The organism is Streptomyces sp. NPDC052721, from assembly GCF_040678315.1.
Taxonomy (GTDB): Bacteria; Actinomycetota; Actinomycetes; order Streptomycetales; family Streptomycetaceae; genus Streptomyces.
The window spans coordinates 1-16,530 of record NZ_JBFATL010000065.1 but is presented as its reverse complement, the minus strand read 5'-3'; the positions used below and the strand labels follow the sequence as shown (position 1 = coordinate 16,530).

Here is a 16,530-nt window from a genome sequence, read left to right as displayed (position 1 = left end):
GCTCCGCTGGGTCGCCTACCTGATCCAGCGAGCCCCGGGCGCGCCTCACGACCGGAGCCGGCGAACCCCCGACGGCTCACCGCCGACACAGCAACCCCTGACGGTTCACCACCCGACCCAGCAACCCCTGACGGCTCACCACCCGGTCCGGCGAACCCGTGACGACTCACCGCCCGACCCAGCAACCCCCGACGCCTCACCACCCGGTCCGGCGAACCCGTGACGACTCACCACCCGACCCAGCAACCCCCGACGCCTCGCCGCCGGAGCCGGCGAACCCTACCGGGTCGCCGCCGTCGCGTCCGGGGTGCGGGTCAGGGCCGCCGCGGCGGCGCCGACCAGGCCCGCGTCGGTGCCCATCTGCGCGGGTACGACGGCGAGGTGCCGCACGAAGGACAGCGTCGCGTAGTCGGTGAGGGCCTTGCGCAGGGGCGTGAACAGGACGTCGCCCGCCTTGCCGACGCCCCCGCCGATCACCGCGATGTCGATCTCGACCAGGGTCGCGGTGGCCGCGATACCGGCGGCGAGCGCCTGCGCCGCCCGCTCGAAGGACGCCAGGGCCACCGGGTCGCCCGCGCGGGCGGCGGCGGCCACCGCGGCGGCCGACGTGTCACCGTCGGGTCCGGGGCGCCAGCCGTGCTCCAGGGCCCGGCGGGCGATGTTCGGGCCGCTGGCGATCCGCTCCACGCAGCCTCGCGAGCCGCACGGGCAGAGATCGCCGTCCAGGTCGACGCTGATGTGGCCGATGTGCCCGGCGTTGCCGGTCGGACCGGGATGCAGGCGCCCGCCCAGTACCAGGCCACCGCCGACACCCGTCGAGACCACCATGCACAGCGCGTTGTCGTGGCCGCGTGCGGCACCCTGCCAGTGCTCGGCCGCGGTGATCGCGACACCGTCGCCGATCAGTTCCACCGGCAGGCCCCCGGTGACCGTACGCACCCGGTCCACCAGCGGGAAGTCGCGCCATCCCGGCACGTTCACCGGGCTGACGGTGCCCGCCGAGGCGTCGACCGGGCCGGCACTGCCGATGCCGAGCGCGCCCGCGCGTCCCCACAGGGGCGACCCGGCGAGGTCGCCGAGCACCTCCGTCACGGCCCGCATGACCGTTTCGCCGTCCTGCTGGGCGGGCGTGGCGCGCTGGGCCCGGGCCAGGATCCGGCCGCCGCCGTCCACCAGCGCGCCGGCGATCTTGGTGCCGCCGATGTCCAGGGCCGCCACGAGGTCGGTGTGCATCAGAGTCAGATCTCCCCGTTCAAGCTTGAAAACCAAAGAAAAGCAGGCCGGTCGGGCGGTGGGGGCGCAGGCCGGAGACAGCGGTGGACAGTCTCTCGCGCATCTGACAACGTTGTCCAGGCTCTATGCTCGACGCCACATCCTCATACAAGCCCACGGATCGCGCACCACCCCCCGTGGACGAGTCGGACGAGAGACAGGACAGACGCATCGTGCCCGAGACCACCCGCCGCGCAGACCGCCTTCCCGGGAACCGGTACGGCAACCGCCCGACGATGAAGGACGTGGCGGCGCGCGCCGGGGTCGGACTGAAGACGGTCTCCCGGGTGGTCAACGGTGAGCCCGGGGTCACCCCGGACACCGAACGCCGGGTGCAGGAGGCGATCGAGGCGCTCGGCTTCCGCCGCAACGACAGCGCCCGGGTGCTGCGCAAGGGCCGTACCGCGAGCATCGGCCTGGTGCTGGAGGATCTCGCGGACCCGTTCTACGGCCCGCTCAGCCGCGCCGTCGAGGAGGTGGCCCGCGCGCACGGTGCCCTGCTGATCAACGGCTCCAGCGCCGAGGACCCCGAGCGCGAGCAGGAGTTGGCGCTGGCGCTGTGCGCGCGCCGGGTGGACGGTCTGGTGGTGATCCCGGCCGGGGACGACCACCGCTATCTGGAGCCGGAGATCAGGGCGGGTGTGGCGACCGTGTTCGTGGACCGCCCGGCCGGGCGGATCGACGCGGACGTGGTGCTGTCCGACAACTACGGCGGCGCCCGCGACGGGGTCGCCCACCTGATCGCGCACGGCCACCGCCGGATCGGTTTCATCGGTGACATGCCCCGCATCCACACCGCGGCGGAGCGGCTGCGCGGCTACCGGGCGGCCATGGAGGACGCGGGCATAGCCGTCGAGGAGCGCTGGACGTCCCTCGGCGCGACGAACCCGGAGCGGGTGCGCCGGGCGGCGGAGGAGATGCTGTCCGGCGCCGGCCCGGTCACCGCGATCTTCGCCGCCAACAACCGGGTGACGGTCACCGTGATCCGGGTCCTCGCCGAGCGGTCCCGCCCGGTCGCGCTCGTCGGCTTCGACGACATCGAGCTGGCCGACCTGCTCCAGCCCGGCGTCACGGTCGTCGCCCAGGACGCGGCGGCCCTGGGCCGCACCGCCGCCGAACGCCTCTTCCGCCAGCTCGACGGCACCCTCCTCGCCCCCGAACGCATCGAGCTTCCGACCCGCCTGATCACCCGCGGCTCCGGCGAACTGCCGCCGGCGGACTGAGCACGCCCGCTCCGGGGGGAGCGGGCCCTCGCGGAAGGCACCGTCGCTCCGCCTCCTGGACGCGGGCCGGGCGGGGCGTGGCCGGGCCGGTTACTGGGCGGAGGCTGTCAGGTCGCCGCGGCGGGGGCTGGCGAAGCTCTCCAGGTCGGCGCGGCTCAGGCCGGTGAGGCGGGCGACCTCCGCGATGTCGAGGGCGCCGCAGTCCAGGCCGCGCAGCAGGTAGCCGCTGAGGGCCTTGGCGGTGGCGGGCTCGTCCATGACGTCGCCGCCGGCCCGGTTGGCGTACCGGGTGAGGCGGGCCGCCGCCTGCTCGAAGCCCTCCCGGTAGAAGGCGAAGACGGCCGCGTAACGGGTGGGGATGTGACCGGGGTGCATGTCCCAGCCCTGGTAGTAGGCGCGGGCGAGGGCGCGGCGGGTGAGGCCGTAGTGGAGGCGCCAGGCGTCGTGGACCTGGGCGGTCGGGCCGACGGGGAGGACGTTGGTGGAGCCGTCGGACACGCGGACGCCGGTGCCGGCCGCCGCGACCTGCATGACCGCCTTGGCGTGGTCGGCGGCCGGGTGGTCGCTGGCCTGGTGGACGGCGGAGACGCCGAGGCAGGCGCTGTAGTCGAAGGTGCCGTAGTGCAGTCCCGTGGCGCGGCCCTCGGCGGCCTGGATCATGCGGGCGACGGTGGCGGTGCCGTCGGCGGCGAGGATGGCCTGGCTGGTCTCGATCTGGATCTCGAAGCCGAGGCGGCCCGCGTCCAGGCCGTGCGCCTTCTCGAAGGCCTCCAGGAGCCGGACGAAGGCGCCGACCTGCTCCGGGTAGGTGACCTTGGGGAGGGTGAGGACCAGACCCTCGGGCAGGCCGCCGGCCTCCATGAGACCGGTGAGGAAGACGTCCAGGGTGCGGATGCCCCGGTCGCGTACGGCGGCCTCCATGCACTTCATGCGGATGCCCATGTACGGCGCCGCCGTGCCCTTGGCGTACGCCTCGGTGATCAGACGGGCCGCGCGGGCGGCGGTCTCGTCCTCCTCGGCGTCGGGTCGGGGGCCGTAGCCGTCCTCGAAGTCGACGCGCAGGTCCTCGACGGGCTCGCGCTCCAGTTTGGCGCGGACGCGGGAGTAGACCGGCTCGGCCAGTTCGTCGGACAGGCCGAGGACCGCCGCGAAGGAGGCCGCGTCGGGGGCGTGTTCGTCGAGCAGGGCGAGTGCCTGGTCGCCCCAGGAGCGGATGGTGCCGGCGGCGAAGGCGTCCCCGGGGACGTACACGGTGTGGACGGGCTGCCGGGTGCCGGGGTCGCCGGGGTAGCGGCGCTCCAGCTCCGCGTCGACCGGTGCGAGGGAGGCGCTGATCTCCTCGCTGACGGCACCCGCGAGGCTCGTCGCCACCTTCTCCTGCTGACCCATCCCACACCCTCCAGTTTTCCGCTTTACGGAATCAACAATCCGTAGAACGAAGTTATCCGGGTGGTTCCCCCTGGTCAACACCCCGTCCGGACCGTGGTCCTGCACAGGTGCGTCGCCATCAGAATGCACCGAGGCCCCCATGACCGCAGGGGTCACAGGGGCCTCATGGCGCCGGGAGGGACTCAGCCCTTGCGGGCCTTGATCTCGTCGGTCAGCTGCGGCACGACGTCGAACAGGTCGCCGACCACGCCGAAGTCGACCAGCTCGAAGATCGGGGCCTCGGCGTCCTTGTTGACGGCCACGATCGTCTTCGAGGTCTGCATACCGGCGCGGTGCTGGATCGCACCCGAGATGCCGTTGGCGATGTACAGCTGCGGCGAGACCGACTTGCCGGTCTGGCCGACCTGGTTGGTGTGCGGGTACCAGCCGGCGTCGACGGCGGCACGCGAGGCACCGACGGCCGCGCCGAGCTGGTCGGCGAGGGCCTCGATGATCGCGAAGTTCTCGGCGCCGTTCACACCGCGGCCACCCGAGACCACGATCGCGGCCTCGGTCAGCTCCGGGCGGCCCGTCGACTCACGCGGCGTACGGCCGGTGACCTTCGTGCCGGTCGCCTTGTCGGAGAAGGTCACGGACAGGGCCTCGACCGCGCCCGCGGCCGGGGCGGCCTCGACGGCGGCCGAGTTCGGCTTGACCGTGATGACCGGGGTGCCCTTGACGACGCGGGACTTGGTGGTGAAGGACGCGGCGAACACCGACTGAGTGGCCACCGGGCCCTCGTCGCCGGCCTCCAGGTCGACGGCGTCGGTGATGATGCCGGAGCCGATGCGCAGCGCCAGACGGGCGGCGATCTCCTTGCCCTCGGCGGAGGAGGGGACCAGCACCGCGGCCGGGGAGACGGCCTCGTAGGCGGCCTGCAGGGCGTCCACCTTCGGCACGACCAGGTACTCGGCGTACTCGGACGCGTCGTGGGTGAGGACCTTCACCGCGCCGTGCTCGGCGAGCGTGGCGGCGGTGTCGGCGGCGCCGTTGCCGAGGGCGACGGCGACGGGCTCGCCGAGGCGGCGCGCCAGGGTCAGCAGCTCCAGGGTGGGCTTGCGGACGGCACCGTCCACGTGGTCGACGTAGACGAGGACTTCAGCCATGGGATTGCTCTCCTGCGAAACGAAGTTGAGGGGCGGTCAGCGGGGGCGAACCTCAGATGAACTTCTGGCTCGCGAGGAACTCAGCGAGCTGCTTGCCGCCCTCGCCCTCGTCCTTGACGATGGTGCCGGCCGTGCGGGCCGGACGCTCGGTCGCGGCCTCGACCTTGGTGAACGCGCCGTCCAGGCCGACCTCCTCGGCCTCGATGTCGAGGTCGGACAGGTCCCAGGACTCCACCGGCTTCTTCTTGGCCGCCATGATGCCCTTGAAGGACGGGTAGCGAGCCTCGCCCGACTGGTCGGTGACGGAGACGACGGCCGGGAGCTGCGCCTCCAGCTGCTCGCTCGCGGCGTCGCCGTCGCGGCGGCCCTTGACGGTGCCGTCCTCGACGGAGACCTCGGACAGCAGGGTGACCTGCGGGACGCCCAGGCGCTCGGCGACCAGCGCGGGGACGACGCCCATGGTGCCGTCGGTGGAGGCCATACCGGAGATGACCAGGTCGTAGCCGGCCTTCTCGATGGCCTTGGCCAGGACCAGGGAGGTGCCGATGGCGTCGGTGCCGTGCAGGTCGTCGTCCTCGACGTGGATGGCCTTGTCGGCACCCATCGAGAGGGCCTTGCGGAGCGCGTCCTTGGCGTCCTCGGGGCCGACCGTCAGGACGGTGACCTCGGCGTCGTCCGCGTTCTCCGCGATCTGCAGCGCCTGCTCGACCGCGTACTCGTCCAGCTCGGAGAGCAGACCGTCCACGTCGTCGCGGTCGACGGTCAGGTCATCGGCGAAGTGCCGGTCGCCAGTGGCGTCGGGCACGTACTTCACAGTGACAACGATCCTCAAGCTCACGCCGGCTCTCCTACTGCATCGTCATTTCGGGCTGCCTCTTGCAGGCAGCATAGGCGCCTCAAGCGGCCGATCCCGGTCGGGGCGTCCGCGCGCTCCGAACGAGATATTACTCGTCAGTACACCCAGTCCCTGCCCGCTAAGCAAGCGCTTTGAACTGTGACCTTCGCAACGCAGCGTAACCGGAACTCGACCGCCTCGCAGGAGGGGGTGAGGCCATCAGGACGTGATCAATCCCGCAGGCCGTTGAAGCGGCCCTGGTGGTAGAGGAGCGGGCGGCCGGTGCCCGAGGGGTCGCCGAGGACCACCTCGGCGAGCACGATCCGGTGATCACCGGCCGGGACCCGCCCGACGATCCGGCACACCAGCCAGGCGAGCACGTCGTCCAGCACCGGTACGCCTTCCGGGCCCTCCCGCCAGACGGTCGGCGCGCCGAACCGGTCGGCGCCGCTGCGGGCGAAGGTGGCGGCCAGCTCGCTCTGGTGCTCGCCGAGTATGTGCACGCCGACGTGGTCGGCCTCGGCCAGCGCGGGCCAGCTGGAGGCACCGGTGCCGACGCCGAAGGAGACCAGCGGCGGGTCGGCGGAGACTGAGGTCAGGGAGGTGGCCGTGAAGCCGACCGGACCGGAGGCGCCACGCGCGGTGATCACCGCCACACCGGCGGCATGCCGGCGGAAGGTGGAGCGCAGCAGGTCGGGGGAGGCGAGCTGAGCGGTGCCGAGGTCGGGCGTGGCCGTCATGGAACTGTCCTTCTGCGAAAGTCGGGGCGTGGGTCCGTGGCAGCTCAACGGCCCGGACAGCGCGCGCTCGCGGTGCGGGCCAGGTCGACGTGGACCCGCCCGTAGAGAAGGAGTTCGGTCGGCATACGGTCAGGCTGACGATAGGTGGCGTGTGCAGTCAAGCGGGTTCCGGGATCTGGAAAATGCCTCACCGTTCCCTGACACCCGCTCACACGGCCTCCCCCAGCGCGGCGATGACGTCGGCTTTGCGTGGCTGTCCGGTGGCGCGCCGCACCACCCGTCCGCCGGCGTCCAGCACCAGGACGGTGGGCGTCTTGAGGATCTCCAGTTCGCGTACGAGGTCCAGGTGCGCCTCGGCGTCGATCTCGACGTGGGTCACGCCCGGGACCAGTCCGGCAACCTCGGCGAGGACGCGCCGGGTGGCCCGGCAGGGTGCGCAGAAGGCGCTGGAGAACTGCACGAGCGTGGCGCGCTCCCCCAGTTCGCCGCCGAGTTCGGCCGCACCGAGCCGCCTGCCGTCGTCGTGCCCGCGCACCCGCGTTCTCCCCTTCCGCCGCTCGTGTGGCACTCCATGGGCGCCCGCCGCCGCGAGCGCCGCCCGCTCATCCTCGGCACAAGCGCTCCCGCGACCGCAAAGATTCCCGGTGTGCGCCGGACGCCGCGACCGCCGTCCCGGTCCGGCATGTTCCCGCTTCCGCGGGGAACGAGGACACGAGTGGAGTAAAGGGACATGAGGATCCACGGTGGAATGTAGGCCGACGTGACGAGGATCTCGCCGCCGCGGGGCACCAGGACTGGCTCCCCGTCCGTTCTTCGGGCACGATCTGCGAGGCGCCGTAAACCTACGGCTGCGTAACTTTCCCGCCGGGAGCCCCTTTCCCGAGCAGAGCAGAAAGGGTCCACCCCGCCCATGGCAGAGCTGGTCTACCGTCCCGTCATCGGTTTGGCCCAGACGTTGTTCAAGGTCTGGGATCTGAAGATCGACTGCCAGGGGTCGGAGAACATCCCGCGCACGGGCGGCGCGGTGCTGGTGAGCAATCACATCAGCTATCTGGACTTCATCTTCAACGGCCTGGCCGCGCTGCCGCAGAAACGCCTGGTGCGGTTCATGGCGAAGGAGTCCGTGTTCCGGCACAAGGTCTCCGGGCCGCTGATGCGGAGCATGAAACACATCCCGGTGGACCGCAAGCAGGGCGAGGCGGCGTACGCGCACGCGCTGGACTCGCTGCGCTCCGGTGAGGTCATCGGGGTGTTCCCGGAGGCGACGATCTCGCAGTCCTTCACGCTGAAGAGCTTCAAGTCGGGCGCGGCCCGCCTGGCCCAGGAGGCGGGCGTCCCGCTGATCCCGATGGCGGTGTGGGGCACGCAGCGGCTGTGGACGAAGGGCCACCCCCGCAACTTCAAGCGCAGCCACCTGCCCGTCACCATTCGCGTGGGCGAGCCGGTGGAGGCACCGCGCGACCAGTACGCCGGCGCCATCACCCGCCGCCTGCGCGACCGCGTCCAGGAACTCCTGGACGCCGCCCAGCGCGCCTACCCGGGCCGCCCCAAGGGCCCGGAGGACACCTGGTGGCTCCCCACCCACCTGGGCGGCACGGCACCGACGACCGAGGAACTGCGCACGGCCGAGGCCCACTGAGGCCTGCGGTCGCCTCAGCGCCGACCAGCCACTGAGTGAACCGGTGCATTGGGAGCCGATGGCCGGGCGGAGCTGGGCGCTCGGCCAGAACGCGGGGCACGGGGGCATGGCGGGATCCGGCCCGATGCCTCCCGGCCGTCTCATACCGCGGCCGTCCCTTCACCGGCCCAACGAGGAGGCGCGGCGTTCGGCGGCGACGTGCTGTCGGCCCGGGGCCGACCGGATGGTGGCGGGCAGTGCCGCGCCGCAACCGCGCCTCGACGCGTGCGAGCGCGGAGCCGCCACAGCGCCCCCACCACGGCCGAGACCAGCGGTCAGCCGGCCCGAGCCGGCGACCCCACGCTCCCGACACATCCGAGCACCGCACCGCCACAGTTCCCCCACCACGGTCGAGACCAGCGGTCATCCGGCCCGAGCCGGCGATCCCTCGCTCAAACTCGCCGCGCGCGGTCCCGATCCCGGAGTCGGCCACCCAGGCGGTGACCGCCGCGCTGTCCCGCCGCCTGAGGTCGGCAACTCGCAGCCGGCGGACGCGTGCGTACGGGGCGCCGGTCCGCAACGACCTGACCGCTCTGCGCCCCGCACCTCCGCCCGCCCCCGGCCGAGCCTCAGCCGGCGCTCCCCGAAGACACCGGCTCATGCACCTCGATGCGTGCCCCAGGGCTGAACTTCTCCAGGAGTTCGGCGAGTTCGGTGGCCGCGGCCCGGGCCTCCTCGACCGGCACGGGGGCCAGGGTCTCCAGGAGGAAGATGGCGGAGGTCGTCTCCTCGGTGAGCCGGGTGCGCGGGCCCTGGCGCCAGTTCCAGCGGCGGCAGGTGACGCCGGCGTCGTCGCGCCACACCACCCCGCCGGGCTCGGGGTGTTCGATCGCCTCCGCGCCGGCCGCGACCGTCACGAAGTCCTCCTCGCCGGTGGCCCGTACCAGCCGCATCCCACCCCGCACGCGGTCGGTGTCCTCGCCGCCGACGGGGATCAGACGGGCCACGCTGATGGCGTTGTACAGGTCCACGAGCAGGTTGATCCGGGGCAGTCCGGCCTCGGACAGGGCCCGCTTGGCCAGTGCCTCGGCGGAGTTGCGGGTGCGGGAGGGCTTGGCGCCGAAGGCGGTGTACACCTCGCGCCAGGCGGCCATGTGCGGATCCTCGTGCGGCGCGCGCCCGGACAGGCGGGTGGCGAGGCGGCGGGCGGCGTCGTCCAGCAGCGCCGAACTCGCCTCGGTGCTGGGCCCGTTGACGATGCCGTGTGCCTCGACCGCGACATGGGTGAAGCCGGGAGCGAGGGCGCGGACCTCGTCGGACACGGTGAGAGTGAAGGTCATCTGTCCGCCTCAGAGGGTGCTGGGGAGCGTCTTCCACAGGTACGGCCGGTCGGGGGCGGCCCGCAGGGCGGCGAGAACGACCGGGTGTGGTTCAGCGTACAGGACCGGGTAGTCCATCTCATTGGACGAGGGATCCGGGGTCCAGGCCAGCCGCTCGCCACCCAGGGAGAACCGGGCGTCGACGCCCGGCTTGTTGCCGCGAGGGTCCTGCCGGTGCCAGGCCCCGTGGAAGCGGACGGCGACCAGGCCGTGGACCACGTGACCGCCCTCGCCGTCCGTCAGCCGCTGGTAGCACAGGGCGGCCGGGATGTCCTCGGCTCGCAGCAGGGCGGCCAGGGCGTGGGACTTGGCGTAACAGATGCCCGTGGCGAAGGTCAGCACGTCGGAGGCGCGCCAAGTGACGCGGAGGTCGCCGGAGTCCTGGGAGTGCGGGATGGCGTCCCGGACGAATTCATAGGCGACCCGCGCATATTCATACGAGTCGGCGACCTCGGCCGCAAGGCGGGCGGCGGTCTTACGGACCACTGGATGATGGTGGTCGATGACGTCGTCGGCGGCCAGATAAGCGGACAGATCGGCGGTGTCCTGGATGAGCTCCATGCCCGCAGAGCATAGGAATGCGATCACCCGAGCGTCAATGATTTTTCGAGTGATCGCATACCTATGCAGTGCTGGAGTGAGAGTCGGCGGTTAGCGCGCCATCTCCTCCTTCAGCGCCGCCACGAACGTGTCGACGTCGTCCTCCGTCGTGTCGAAGGAGCACATCCAGCGCACCACCCCGGCACCCTCGTCCCAGAAGTAGAACCGGAACCGCTTCTGCAGCCGCTCGCTCACGTCGTGCGGCAGCTTGGCGAAGACACCGTTGGCCTGCACCGGATGGAGGATCTCCACGCCGTGCACCGCGCGGACGCCCTCGGCGAGGCGCTGGGCCATCTCGTTGGCGTGCCGGGCGTTGCGCAGCCACAGGTCCTTGGCGAGGAGGGCCTCCAGTTGCACGGAGACGAAGCGCATCTTGGAGGCCAGCTGCATCGACATCTTCCGCAGGTGCTTCATCTGCCGCACCGCGTCCTGGTTGAGGACGACGACCGCCTCGCCGAACAGCGCGCCGTTCTTCGTCCCGCCCAGGGAGAGGATGTCGACGCCGACCGCGTTGGTGAACGTCCGCATGGGCACGTTCAGGGAGGCGGCGGCGTTGGCTATCCGGGAACCGTCCAGGTGCACCTTCATGCCGTGCGCGTGGGCGTGCTCGCAGATCGCGCGGATCTCCTCGGGCGTGTAGAGGGTGCCCAGCTCGGTGCTCTGGGTGATCGACACGACCTGGGGCATCGCCCGGTGCTCGTCCTCCCAGCCCCAGGCCTGCCGGTCGATCAGCTCGGGCGTGAGCTTGCCGTCCGGCGTCGGCACGGTGAGCAGCTTGAGCCCGCCCATGCGCTCGGGCGCACCGCCCTCGTCCACGTTGATGTGCGCGCTCTCGGCACAGATCACCGCGCCCCAGCGGTCGGTGACCGCCTGGAGCGCGACGACGTTCGCGCCGGTGCCGTTGAAGACCGGGAAGGCCTCCGCGGTGGCACCGAAGTGGCTCCGGATGATCCGCTGGAGGTTCTCGGTGTAGTCGTCCTCGCCGTACGCCACCTGGTGGCCGCCGTTGGCCAGGGCCAGGGCGGCCAGCACCTCCGGGTGGGCTCCGGCGTAGTTGTCACTGGCGAAACCGCGGACCTGCGGGTCGTGGTGGCGACGCGCGTCGGTCTTCGGAGGGTTCACGGCTTCTCGGTCAGCCACAGACGGTTTCCGTTCACTTCCGCGGCGGGCTTGTTCCAGACGCCCTCGACGGCCTCGGCCAGGTCCTTGACGTCCGTGAAGCCCGCGAACTTCGCGTTGGGGCGTTCGGCGCGCATCGCGTCGTGCACCAGCGCCTTCACCACCAGGATGGCAGCCGCCGAGTGGGGGCCCTGCTCACCCCCCGCCTTGCGGAAGCCGTCGGCCATGGCGAGGGTCCAGGCCTCGGCGGCGGCCTTGGCCGCGGAGTACGCCGCGTTGCCCGCCGTCGGCTTCGACGCGCCGGCCGCGCTGATGAGCACGTACCGGCCGCGGTCGCTGCGCTGCAGGGCGTCGAAGAAGGCGAGCGAGGTGTGCTGGACGGTGCGGATGAGCAGCTTCTCCAGCAGATCCCAGTCGGCCAGGTCGGTCTCGGCGAAGGTGGCGCTGCCGCGCCAGCCGCCCACGAGGTGGACCAGTCCGTCGATCCGGCCGTGCTCCTTCTCGATGCGCGCGGCCCAGTCGCGGGCCGAGCGCAGGTCGAGCAGGTCGACGGTCTCGCCGGTGACGACGGCGCCGCCGCGGGCGTAGCGGGCCGCGTCCACGGACTCCGCCAGGCGCTCCGGGTTGTTGTCGGCGCCGACGACGACGGCGCCCGCCTCGGCGAGCCGGACCAGCGTCGCGTGCCCGGCGGGTCCGCCCGCGCCCGCCACCGCGATCACCGCACCGCTGAGAGACCCGTTCCCCACCATGTTCTTCCCCTTTTGAGCAGTGTTCTGGAGGCGGTCGCTCACGCGGCGATCCGCTCGGCGGTGTCCGCCGTGATGCCCTTCGTCGAGGCGATCACATTCTTCAGCTTCTTGGACAGCGCCTCATAGAACATGCTCAGCGGAAACTCGTCCGGAAGCACGTCGTCCACGAGCTTGCGCGGGGGCTGGGTCAGGTCCAGGGCGTCCGGACCCTTGGCCCACTTGGAGCCGGGGTGCGGGGCGAGGTAGGTGGAGACCAGCTGGTAGCCGGCGAACCAGTGCACCAGCTTCGGGCGGTCGATGCCGTCCCGGTAGAGCTTCTCGATCTCGGCGCACAGCTGGTTGGTGACCTGCGGGGCGCGCTCCCAGTCGATGGAGAGCTTGTTGTCGGTCCAGCGGACGACGTCGTGCTTGTGCAGGTAGGCGAAGAGGAGCTGGCCGCCGAGGCCGTCGTAGTTGCGGTTGCGGTCGCCGGTGACCGGGAAGCGGAACATGCGGTCGAAGAGCACCGCGTACTGCACGTCACGGGCCTGCGGGACGCCGTCCGCCTGGAGCTTCACGGCCTCCTTGAAGGCGGTGAGGTCGCAGCGCAGCTCCTCCAGGCCGTACATCCAGAACGGCTGGCGCTGCTTGATCATGAACGGGTCGAACGGCAGGTCGCCGTGGCTGTGGGTGCGGTCGTGGACCATGTCCCAGAGCACGAAGGCCTCTTCGCAGCGCTTCTGGTCGTGGACCATCGCAGCGATGTCCTCGGGCAGCTCCAGGCCCAGGATGTCGACGGCGGCCTCGGTCACGCGGCGGAAGCGGGCGGCCTCGCGGTCGCAGAAGATGCCACCCCAGGAGAAACGTTCCGGCGCCTCGCGGACGGCGATCGTCTCCGGGAAGAGAACGGCGGAGTTGGTGTCGTAGCCCGAGGTGAAGTCCTCGAAGGTGATGCCGCAGAAGAGCGGGTTGTCGTACCGGGTGCGCTCCAGCTCGGCCAGCCAGTCCGGCCAGACCATGCGCAGCACGACCGCCTCCAGGTTGCGGTCCGGGTTGCCGTTCTGCGTGTACATCGGGAAGACGACCAGGTGCTGCAGGCCGTCGGCGCGGTTGGCGGCCGGATCGAAGGCCAGCAGGGAGTCCAGGAAGTCCGGCACCTGGAAGCCGCCCTCGGCCCAGCGGCGGAGGTCCTTCACCAGCGCCCGGTGGTAGGCGGCGTCATGCGGAAGGAGCGGGGAGAGCCGCTCGACCGCGCCGGCGACACGCTCGACGGCTGCCACGGCGTCGGCCCGCTCCGGGGCGGCCTCGGCGTCGAAGTCGATCGATCCGTCCTTCGACTGCCATGGCCGGATCTGCTCCACGGCATCCTTGAGCACGGGCCAGGCCGGGTGCTCAACCACCCTGGTCAGTGGAGAAACCCGATCCTCCACACCCGACTGCACAAGAATTTCCGTCATGTCCCATCCTCCACAGGAGAACCTCGCGTAGAGACACCGTATGCATACCCGGTTTCTCTCAGCAAGAGCAGGATCGGGAAATTATTCTGTCCACCACCTTGGTCACCGATGTTTTTCCTGTCGTAAACCGTGACGACGCTCACTTCCGCGACAACGTGCGAGCCGGGTGCGGTCATGATCCGATGGATACCGGCCGGCCGGCGGCCGTCCGGGTGCCGGATGCCCGGTGCAGCCACGGGTTCAACGCGCGGCCCGGCCATTAGGCTGCGAGCCTGCCGCGTGGACGACGACGTCCGGTACGGGGGCCGTCGGCCGCGCGTCGCCGAGCCGCCGTCGACGGAAGCGAGTTGAACCTTGAACTTCCTTACCATCGGTCACCGCGGTGTCATGGGCGTCGAGCCCGAGAACACCCTTCGTTCCTTCGTCGCCGCGCAGCGGGCCGGCCTCGACCTGATCGAACTCGATCTGCATGTGAGCAAGGACGGCGCCCTGGTCGTCATGCACGACGCAGAGGTGGACCGTACGACCGACGGCTCCGGACCGATCGCCGAGATGACCCTTGCGGAACTGCGTGCCCTGGACGCGGGCCGCGGGGAGCGGGTGCCGGTGTTCGAGGAGGTCCTGGAGGCGGTGGACACGCCGTTGCAGGCCGAGATCAAGGATGTGGCGGCGGCGCGGGCACTGGCCGGGGTGATGCACGCGCATGACCTGACCGCGCGGGTCGAGGTGTCCTCGTTCCACGACGAGGCGGTCGCCGAGATCGCGCGGCTGGTGCCGGGCGTGCGCACCGCGCTGGTCGCGAGCCGGTACGGCACCGACGTGGTGGACCGAGCCGTCTCCGTGGGGGCCGCCACCGTGTGTCTCAACATCCGCCGGCTGACCTTGGAGATCGTCGAGCACGCGCGCGCGTCCGGGCTGCGGGTCATCGGCTGGGTGGTCAACACGCAGGACCAGCTGCGGCTGGTCCGCGCGCTGGAGCTGGACGGGGCGACGACCGACTATCCGGAGATCAAGCGCACGGGCCGGTTCACCGCGTGACCCGGGCGTCCGGGCCCTGACGCCTGCCGCGACGTCACACCAGCGGCTTGACCAGCAGCTCGAACCGCAGGTCGGCGCGCTGCGGAACGCCGAAGCGCTCGTCGCCGTACGGGAACGGCATCGTCTGACCCGTACGGCGATAGCCGCGGCGCTCGTACCAGGCGATCAGGTCCTCCCGCTGGGAGATCACCGTCATCTGCATCTCGGTGGCCCCCCAGGTCTCCCGGGCCAGGCGCTCCGCCTCCGCCATGACGATCTTGCCGAGGCCGGCGCCCTGCAGGGTGGGGCTGACGGCGAACATGCCGAAGTAGGCGTGTTCGTCACGGTGTTCCAGCTGGCAGCAGGCGACGATACGGCCGTCCCGCTCGACGGTCAGCAGCCGGCTCCCGGGTGCCTTGATCACTTCCAGCACGCCCTGCGGGTCGGTCCGCTGTCCCTCCAGGAGGTCCGCCTCGGTGGTCCACCCGGTCCGGCTGCTGTCCCCCCGGTACGCCGACTCGATCAGTGCGACGAGGGCGTCGACATCGTCGTCGGTGGCATCCCTGAAGGTGAGTCCGGTGGCGAGAGTGTCCATGAGTGCGGTCTCCGATCTCGGGCGTGCTGAGCCACCGATGAGGGTAACCCTGCCGCTAGGCTCCCCCCGCATGGTGCATGTACTCAGCAGCCGGATCCTGCTCCGGCCCACCGACCCCGAACGCTCCCGCGCCTTCTACGGCGAGCAGCTGGGGCTGTCCGTCTACCGGGAGTTCGGTACCGGCCCCGAGCGCGGCACGGTCTACTTCCTCGGCGGCGGCTTCCTGGAGGTGTCCGGCCGGTCCGAGGCTCCCTCCTCGCCCGCGGCGCGGCTGTGGATGCAGGTCGAGGACGTGACGGCCGCGGGCGAGGAGCTACGGGCACGGGGCGTCGAGATCGTCCGCCCTCCGGTGCGGGAGCCGTGGGGCCTGGTCGAGATGTGGATCGCCGACCCGGACGGCACCCCGATCGTCCTGGTGGAGATCCCGGCGGACCATCCACTGCGGTACCGGCCGGGGATCTAGGTCCTGTCGTCAAACTCCCGTCGTCCGCCCGGAGGGCGGGCCGCGCGGCGTCAGGTGCGTGCTCTCGGCGTGCCGGGCCCCCGCCCTCGTACTGGATGTACTTGGGTCGGGGCCCGGTGCGGCGAGAGTGCGTGCATGGCGTCGCGCGGCAGACGGGAGTTTGACGACAGGGCCTAGGCCGACCGACGCGTACGGCACGGGTCCGGTCAGCGAGGGTGGTGTTCCCAGCCTCGGTCCGTGCGGGTCAGTTCATGGAAGCCCGCGTCGAGGAGGCGTTCGATCGCGGCCGTGTCCTCGGCGCGCTCGTAGGCCAGTACGCGGTCCGTCCCGCACAGCCGCAGCCAGTCGGCGGCGTGGCCGAGCAGTCGGCGCTCCCAGCCCTGCCCCTGGTGGGCGGGTTCGACGTGCAGGTTGCCGATGTCGGCCAGGCCTGCGCCGCGCGCGTGGCGTTCGGGCGGGCCAGGGAGGTGTCGGTCTCGACGAAGCCGACGGCGCCCGCGTCCGTGCGGGCGGTGAAGCGGGTGGCGCACTCCCCCACCGTGCGCTCGACCGTGACCCCGGGGCACGGCTCGGCGCCCGGCAGGTCGGCCATCCGGGCGAGGAGGATCACCTCGGTGACACCGGTGAGCCGGAATCCGGCGCGTTCGTAGACGGCCCGGACGCGCCGCCAGGGCCGGGCAGGCCGTACACGACCGAGGCGGGCAGGTCTCCCGAGGCGCGCCGGACCCGGAACACAGCTTCACGGTTTCTCCCCTGGCACCAGGCCGACGCCCGAAGTCAGCCTGATCATGACACCCGCCGCATCGCACGTCCATGACCACGCAGGCCCGGTGACCGGCCGGACGGGCCCTGGGTCTGGCCTAGGCCCTGTCGTCAAACTCCCGTCTGCCGCGCGACGCCATGCACGCACTCTCGCCGCACCGGGCCCCGACCCAAGTACATCCAGTACG

Annotated in this window: 17 protein-coding genes; 4 read left to right on the top strand and 13 right to left on the bottom strand. The window is 71.5% G+C overall.

All coding sequences use genetic code 11. From position 1 onward, the window contains the following. Positions 1-279: 279 nt before the first annotated feature. Positions 280-1,233, bottom strand: a complete 954-nt coding sequence (locus AB0L21_RS37275) for an ROK family protein (protein ID WP_365710533.1) — start codon at positions 1,231-1,233, stop codon at positions 280-282. Between the two features lie 212 nt (positions 1,234-1,445). On the opposite strand from AB0L21_RS37275, the gene AB0L21_RS37270 reads away from it, so the two are divergent. Beyond that, a complete protein-coding gene (locus AB0L21_RS37270) occupies positions 1,446-2,495 on the top strand; it encodes a LacI family DNA-binding transcriptional regulator (RefSeq protein ID WP_365710531.1) in 1,050 nt (349 codons plus the stop codon). A 90-nt stretch (positions 2,496-2,585) separates the two neighbouring features. On the opposite strand, the gene AB0L21_RS37265 is transcribed toward AB0L21_RS37270, so the two are convergent. The 5 genes from AB0L21_RS37265 to AB0L21_RS37245 form a co-directional block, all read right to left on the bottom strand. Continuing rightward, entirely contained in the window at positions 2,586-3,884 is a 1,299-nt protein-coding gene (locus tag AB0L21_RS37265) for an aldolase (protein WP_365710529.1), read from the bottom strand. Positions 3,885-4,066: 182 nt separating this feature from the next. Beyond that, complete coding sequence (locus AB0L21_RS37260) at positions 4,067-5,029, bottom strand: electron transfer flavoprotein subunit alpha/FixB family protein (RefSeq protein WP_365710527.1); 963 nt, start codon at positions 5,027-5,029, stop codon at positions 4,067-4,069. A gap of 52 nt (positions 5,030-5,081) precedes the next feature. Further along, entirely contained in the window at positions 5,082-5,867 is a 786-nt protein-coding gene (locus AB0L21_RS37255) for an electron transfer flavoprotein subunit beta/FixA family protein (RefSeq protein WP_365710525.1), read from the bottom strand. Between the two features lie 227 nt (positions 5,868-6,094). After that, complete coding sequence (locus AB0L21_RS37250; RefSeq protein ID WP_365710523.1) at positions 6,095-6,604, bottom strand: flavin reductase family protein; 510 nt, start codon at positions 6,602-6,604, stop codon at positions 6,095-6,097. Between the two features lie 208 nt (positions 6,605-6,812). After that, on the bottom strand, positions 6,813-7,172 hold the full coding sequence (locus AB0L21_RS37245; RefSeq protein WP_365788506.1) for a thioredoxin family protein: 360 nt from the start codon (positions 7,170-7,172) through the stop codon (positions 6,813-6,815). 342 nt (positions 7,173-7,514) lie between these two features. On the opposite strand from AB0L21_RS37245, the gene AB0L21_RS37240 reads away from it, so the two are divergent. Beyond that, positions 7,515-8,243 carry a lysophospholipid acyltransferase family protein gene (locus AB0L21_RS37240; protein ID WP_365710519.1) on the top strand — a complete coding sequence of 243 codons (729 nt, stop codon included), beginning with the start codon at positions 7,515-7,517 and terminating at the stop codon, positions 8,241-8,243. 608 nt (positions 8,244-8,851) lie between these two features. Here the strand turns inward: AB0L21_RS37240 and AB0L21_RS37235 are convergent. The 5 genes from AB0L21_RS37235 to AB0L21_RS37215 all read right to left on the bottom strand — a co-directional run bounded on the left by AB0L21_RS37235 (position 8,852) and on the right by AB0L21_RS37215 (position 13,505). Next, positions 8,852-9,562, bottom strand: coding sequence for a phenylalanine--tRNA ligase beta subunit-related protein (locus AB0L21_RS37235; protein WP_365788505.1), 711 nt, complete (start codon positions 9,560-9,562; stop codon positions 8,852-8,854). Between the two features lie 9 nt (positions 9,563-9,571). Beyond that, positions 9,572-10,162 (bottom strand): transglutaminase family protein, encoded by a 591-nt coding sequence (locus tag AB0L21_RS37230; protein ID WP_365788504.1) that lies wholly within the window; start codon positions 10,160-10,162, stop codon positions 9,572-9,574. A gap of 90 nt (positions 10,163-10,252) precedes the next feature. Then, complete coding sequence (locus AB0L21_RS37225; RefSeq protein WP_365710513.1) at positions 10,253-11,323, bottom strand: low specificity L-threonine aldolase; 1,071 nt, start codon at positions 11,321-11,323, stop codon at positions 10,253-10,255. Then, entirely contained in the window at positions 11,320-12,069 is a 750-nt protein-coding gene (locus tag AB0L21_RS37220; RefSeq protein ID WP_365710511.1) for an SDR family oxidoreductase, read from the bottom strand. The genes AB0L21_RS37225 and AB0L21_RS37220 overlap by 4 nt, the downstream gene beginning before the upstream one ends. Before the next feature lie 38 nt (positions 12,070-12,107). Then, positions 12,108-13,505, bottom strand: coding sequence for a DUF6421 family protein (locus AB0L21_RS37215; RefSeq protein WP_365788503.1), 1,398 nt, complete (start codon positions 13,503-13,505; stop codon positions 12,108-12,110). Between the two features lie 354 nt (positions 13,506-13,859). On the opposite strand from AB0L21_RS37215, the gene AB0L21_RS37210 reads away from it, so the two are divergent. Then, on the top strand, positions 13,860-14,543 hold the full coding sequence (locus AB0L21_RS37210) for a glycerophosphodiester phosphodiesterase family protein (RefSeq protein ID WP_365710507.1): 684 nt from the start codon (positions 13,860-13,862) through the stop codon (positions 14,541-14,543). A 34-nt stretch (positions 14,544-14,577) separates the two neighbouring features. Here AB0L21_RS37210 and AB0L21_RS37205 read toward each other — a convergent pair whose 3' ends face one another. Next, positions 14,578-15,117, bottom strand: coding sequence for a GNAT family N-acetyltransferase (locus AB0L21_RS37205; protein WP_365710505.1), 540 nt, complete (start codon positions 15,115-15,117; stop codon positions 14,578-14,580). Positions 15,118-15,187: 70 nt separating this feature from the next. Here AB0L21_RS37205 and AB0L21_RS37200 point away from each other — a divergent pair, with 70 nt between their 5' ends. After that, a complete protein-coding gene (locus tag AB0L21_RS37200) occupies positions 15,188-15,580 on the top strand; it encodes a VOC family protein (RefSeq protein ID WP_365710504.1) in 393 nt (130 codons plus the stop codon). 206 nt (positions 15,581-15,786) lie between these two features. On the opposite strand, the gene AB0L21_RS37195 is transcribed toward AB0L21_RS37200, so the two are convergent. Beyond that, positions 15,787-16,110: a GNAT family N-acetyltransferase gene (locus tag AB0L21_RS37195; protein ID WP_365788502.1), complete on the bottom strand. Its 324-nt coding sequence runs from the start codon at positions 16,108-16,110 to the stop codon at positions 15,787-15,789. Positions 16,111-16,530: the final 420 nt, after the last annotated feature.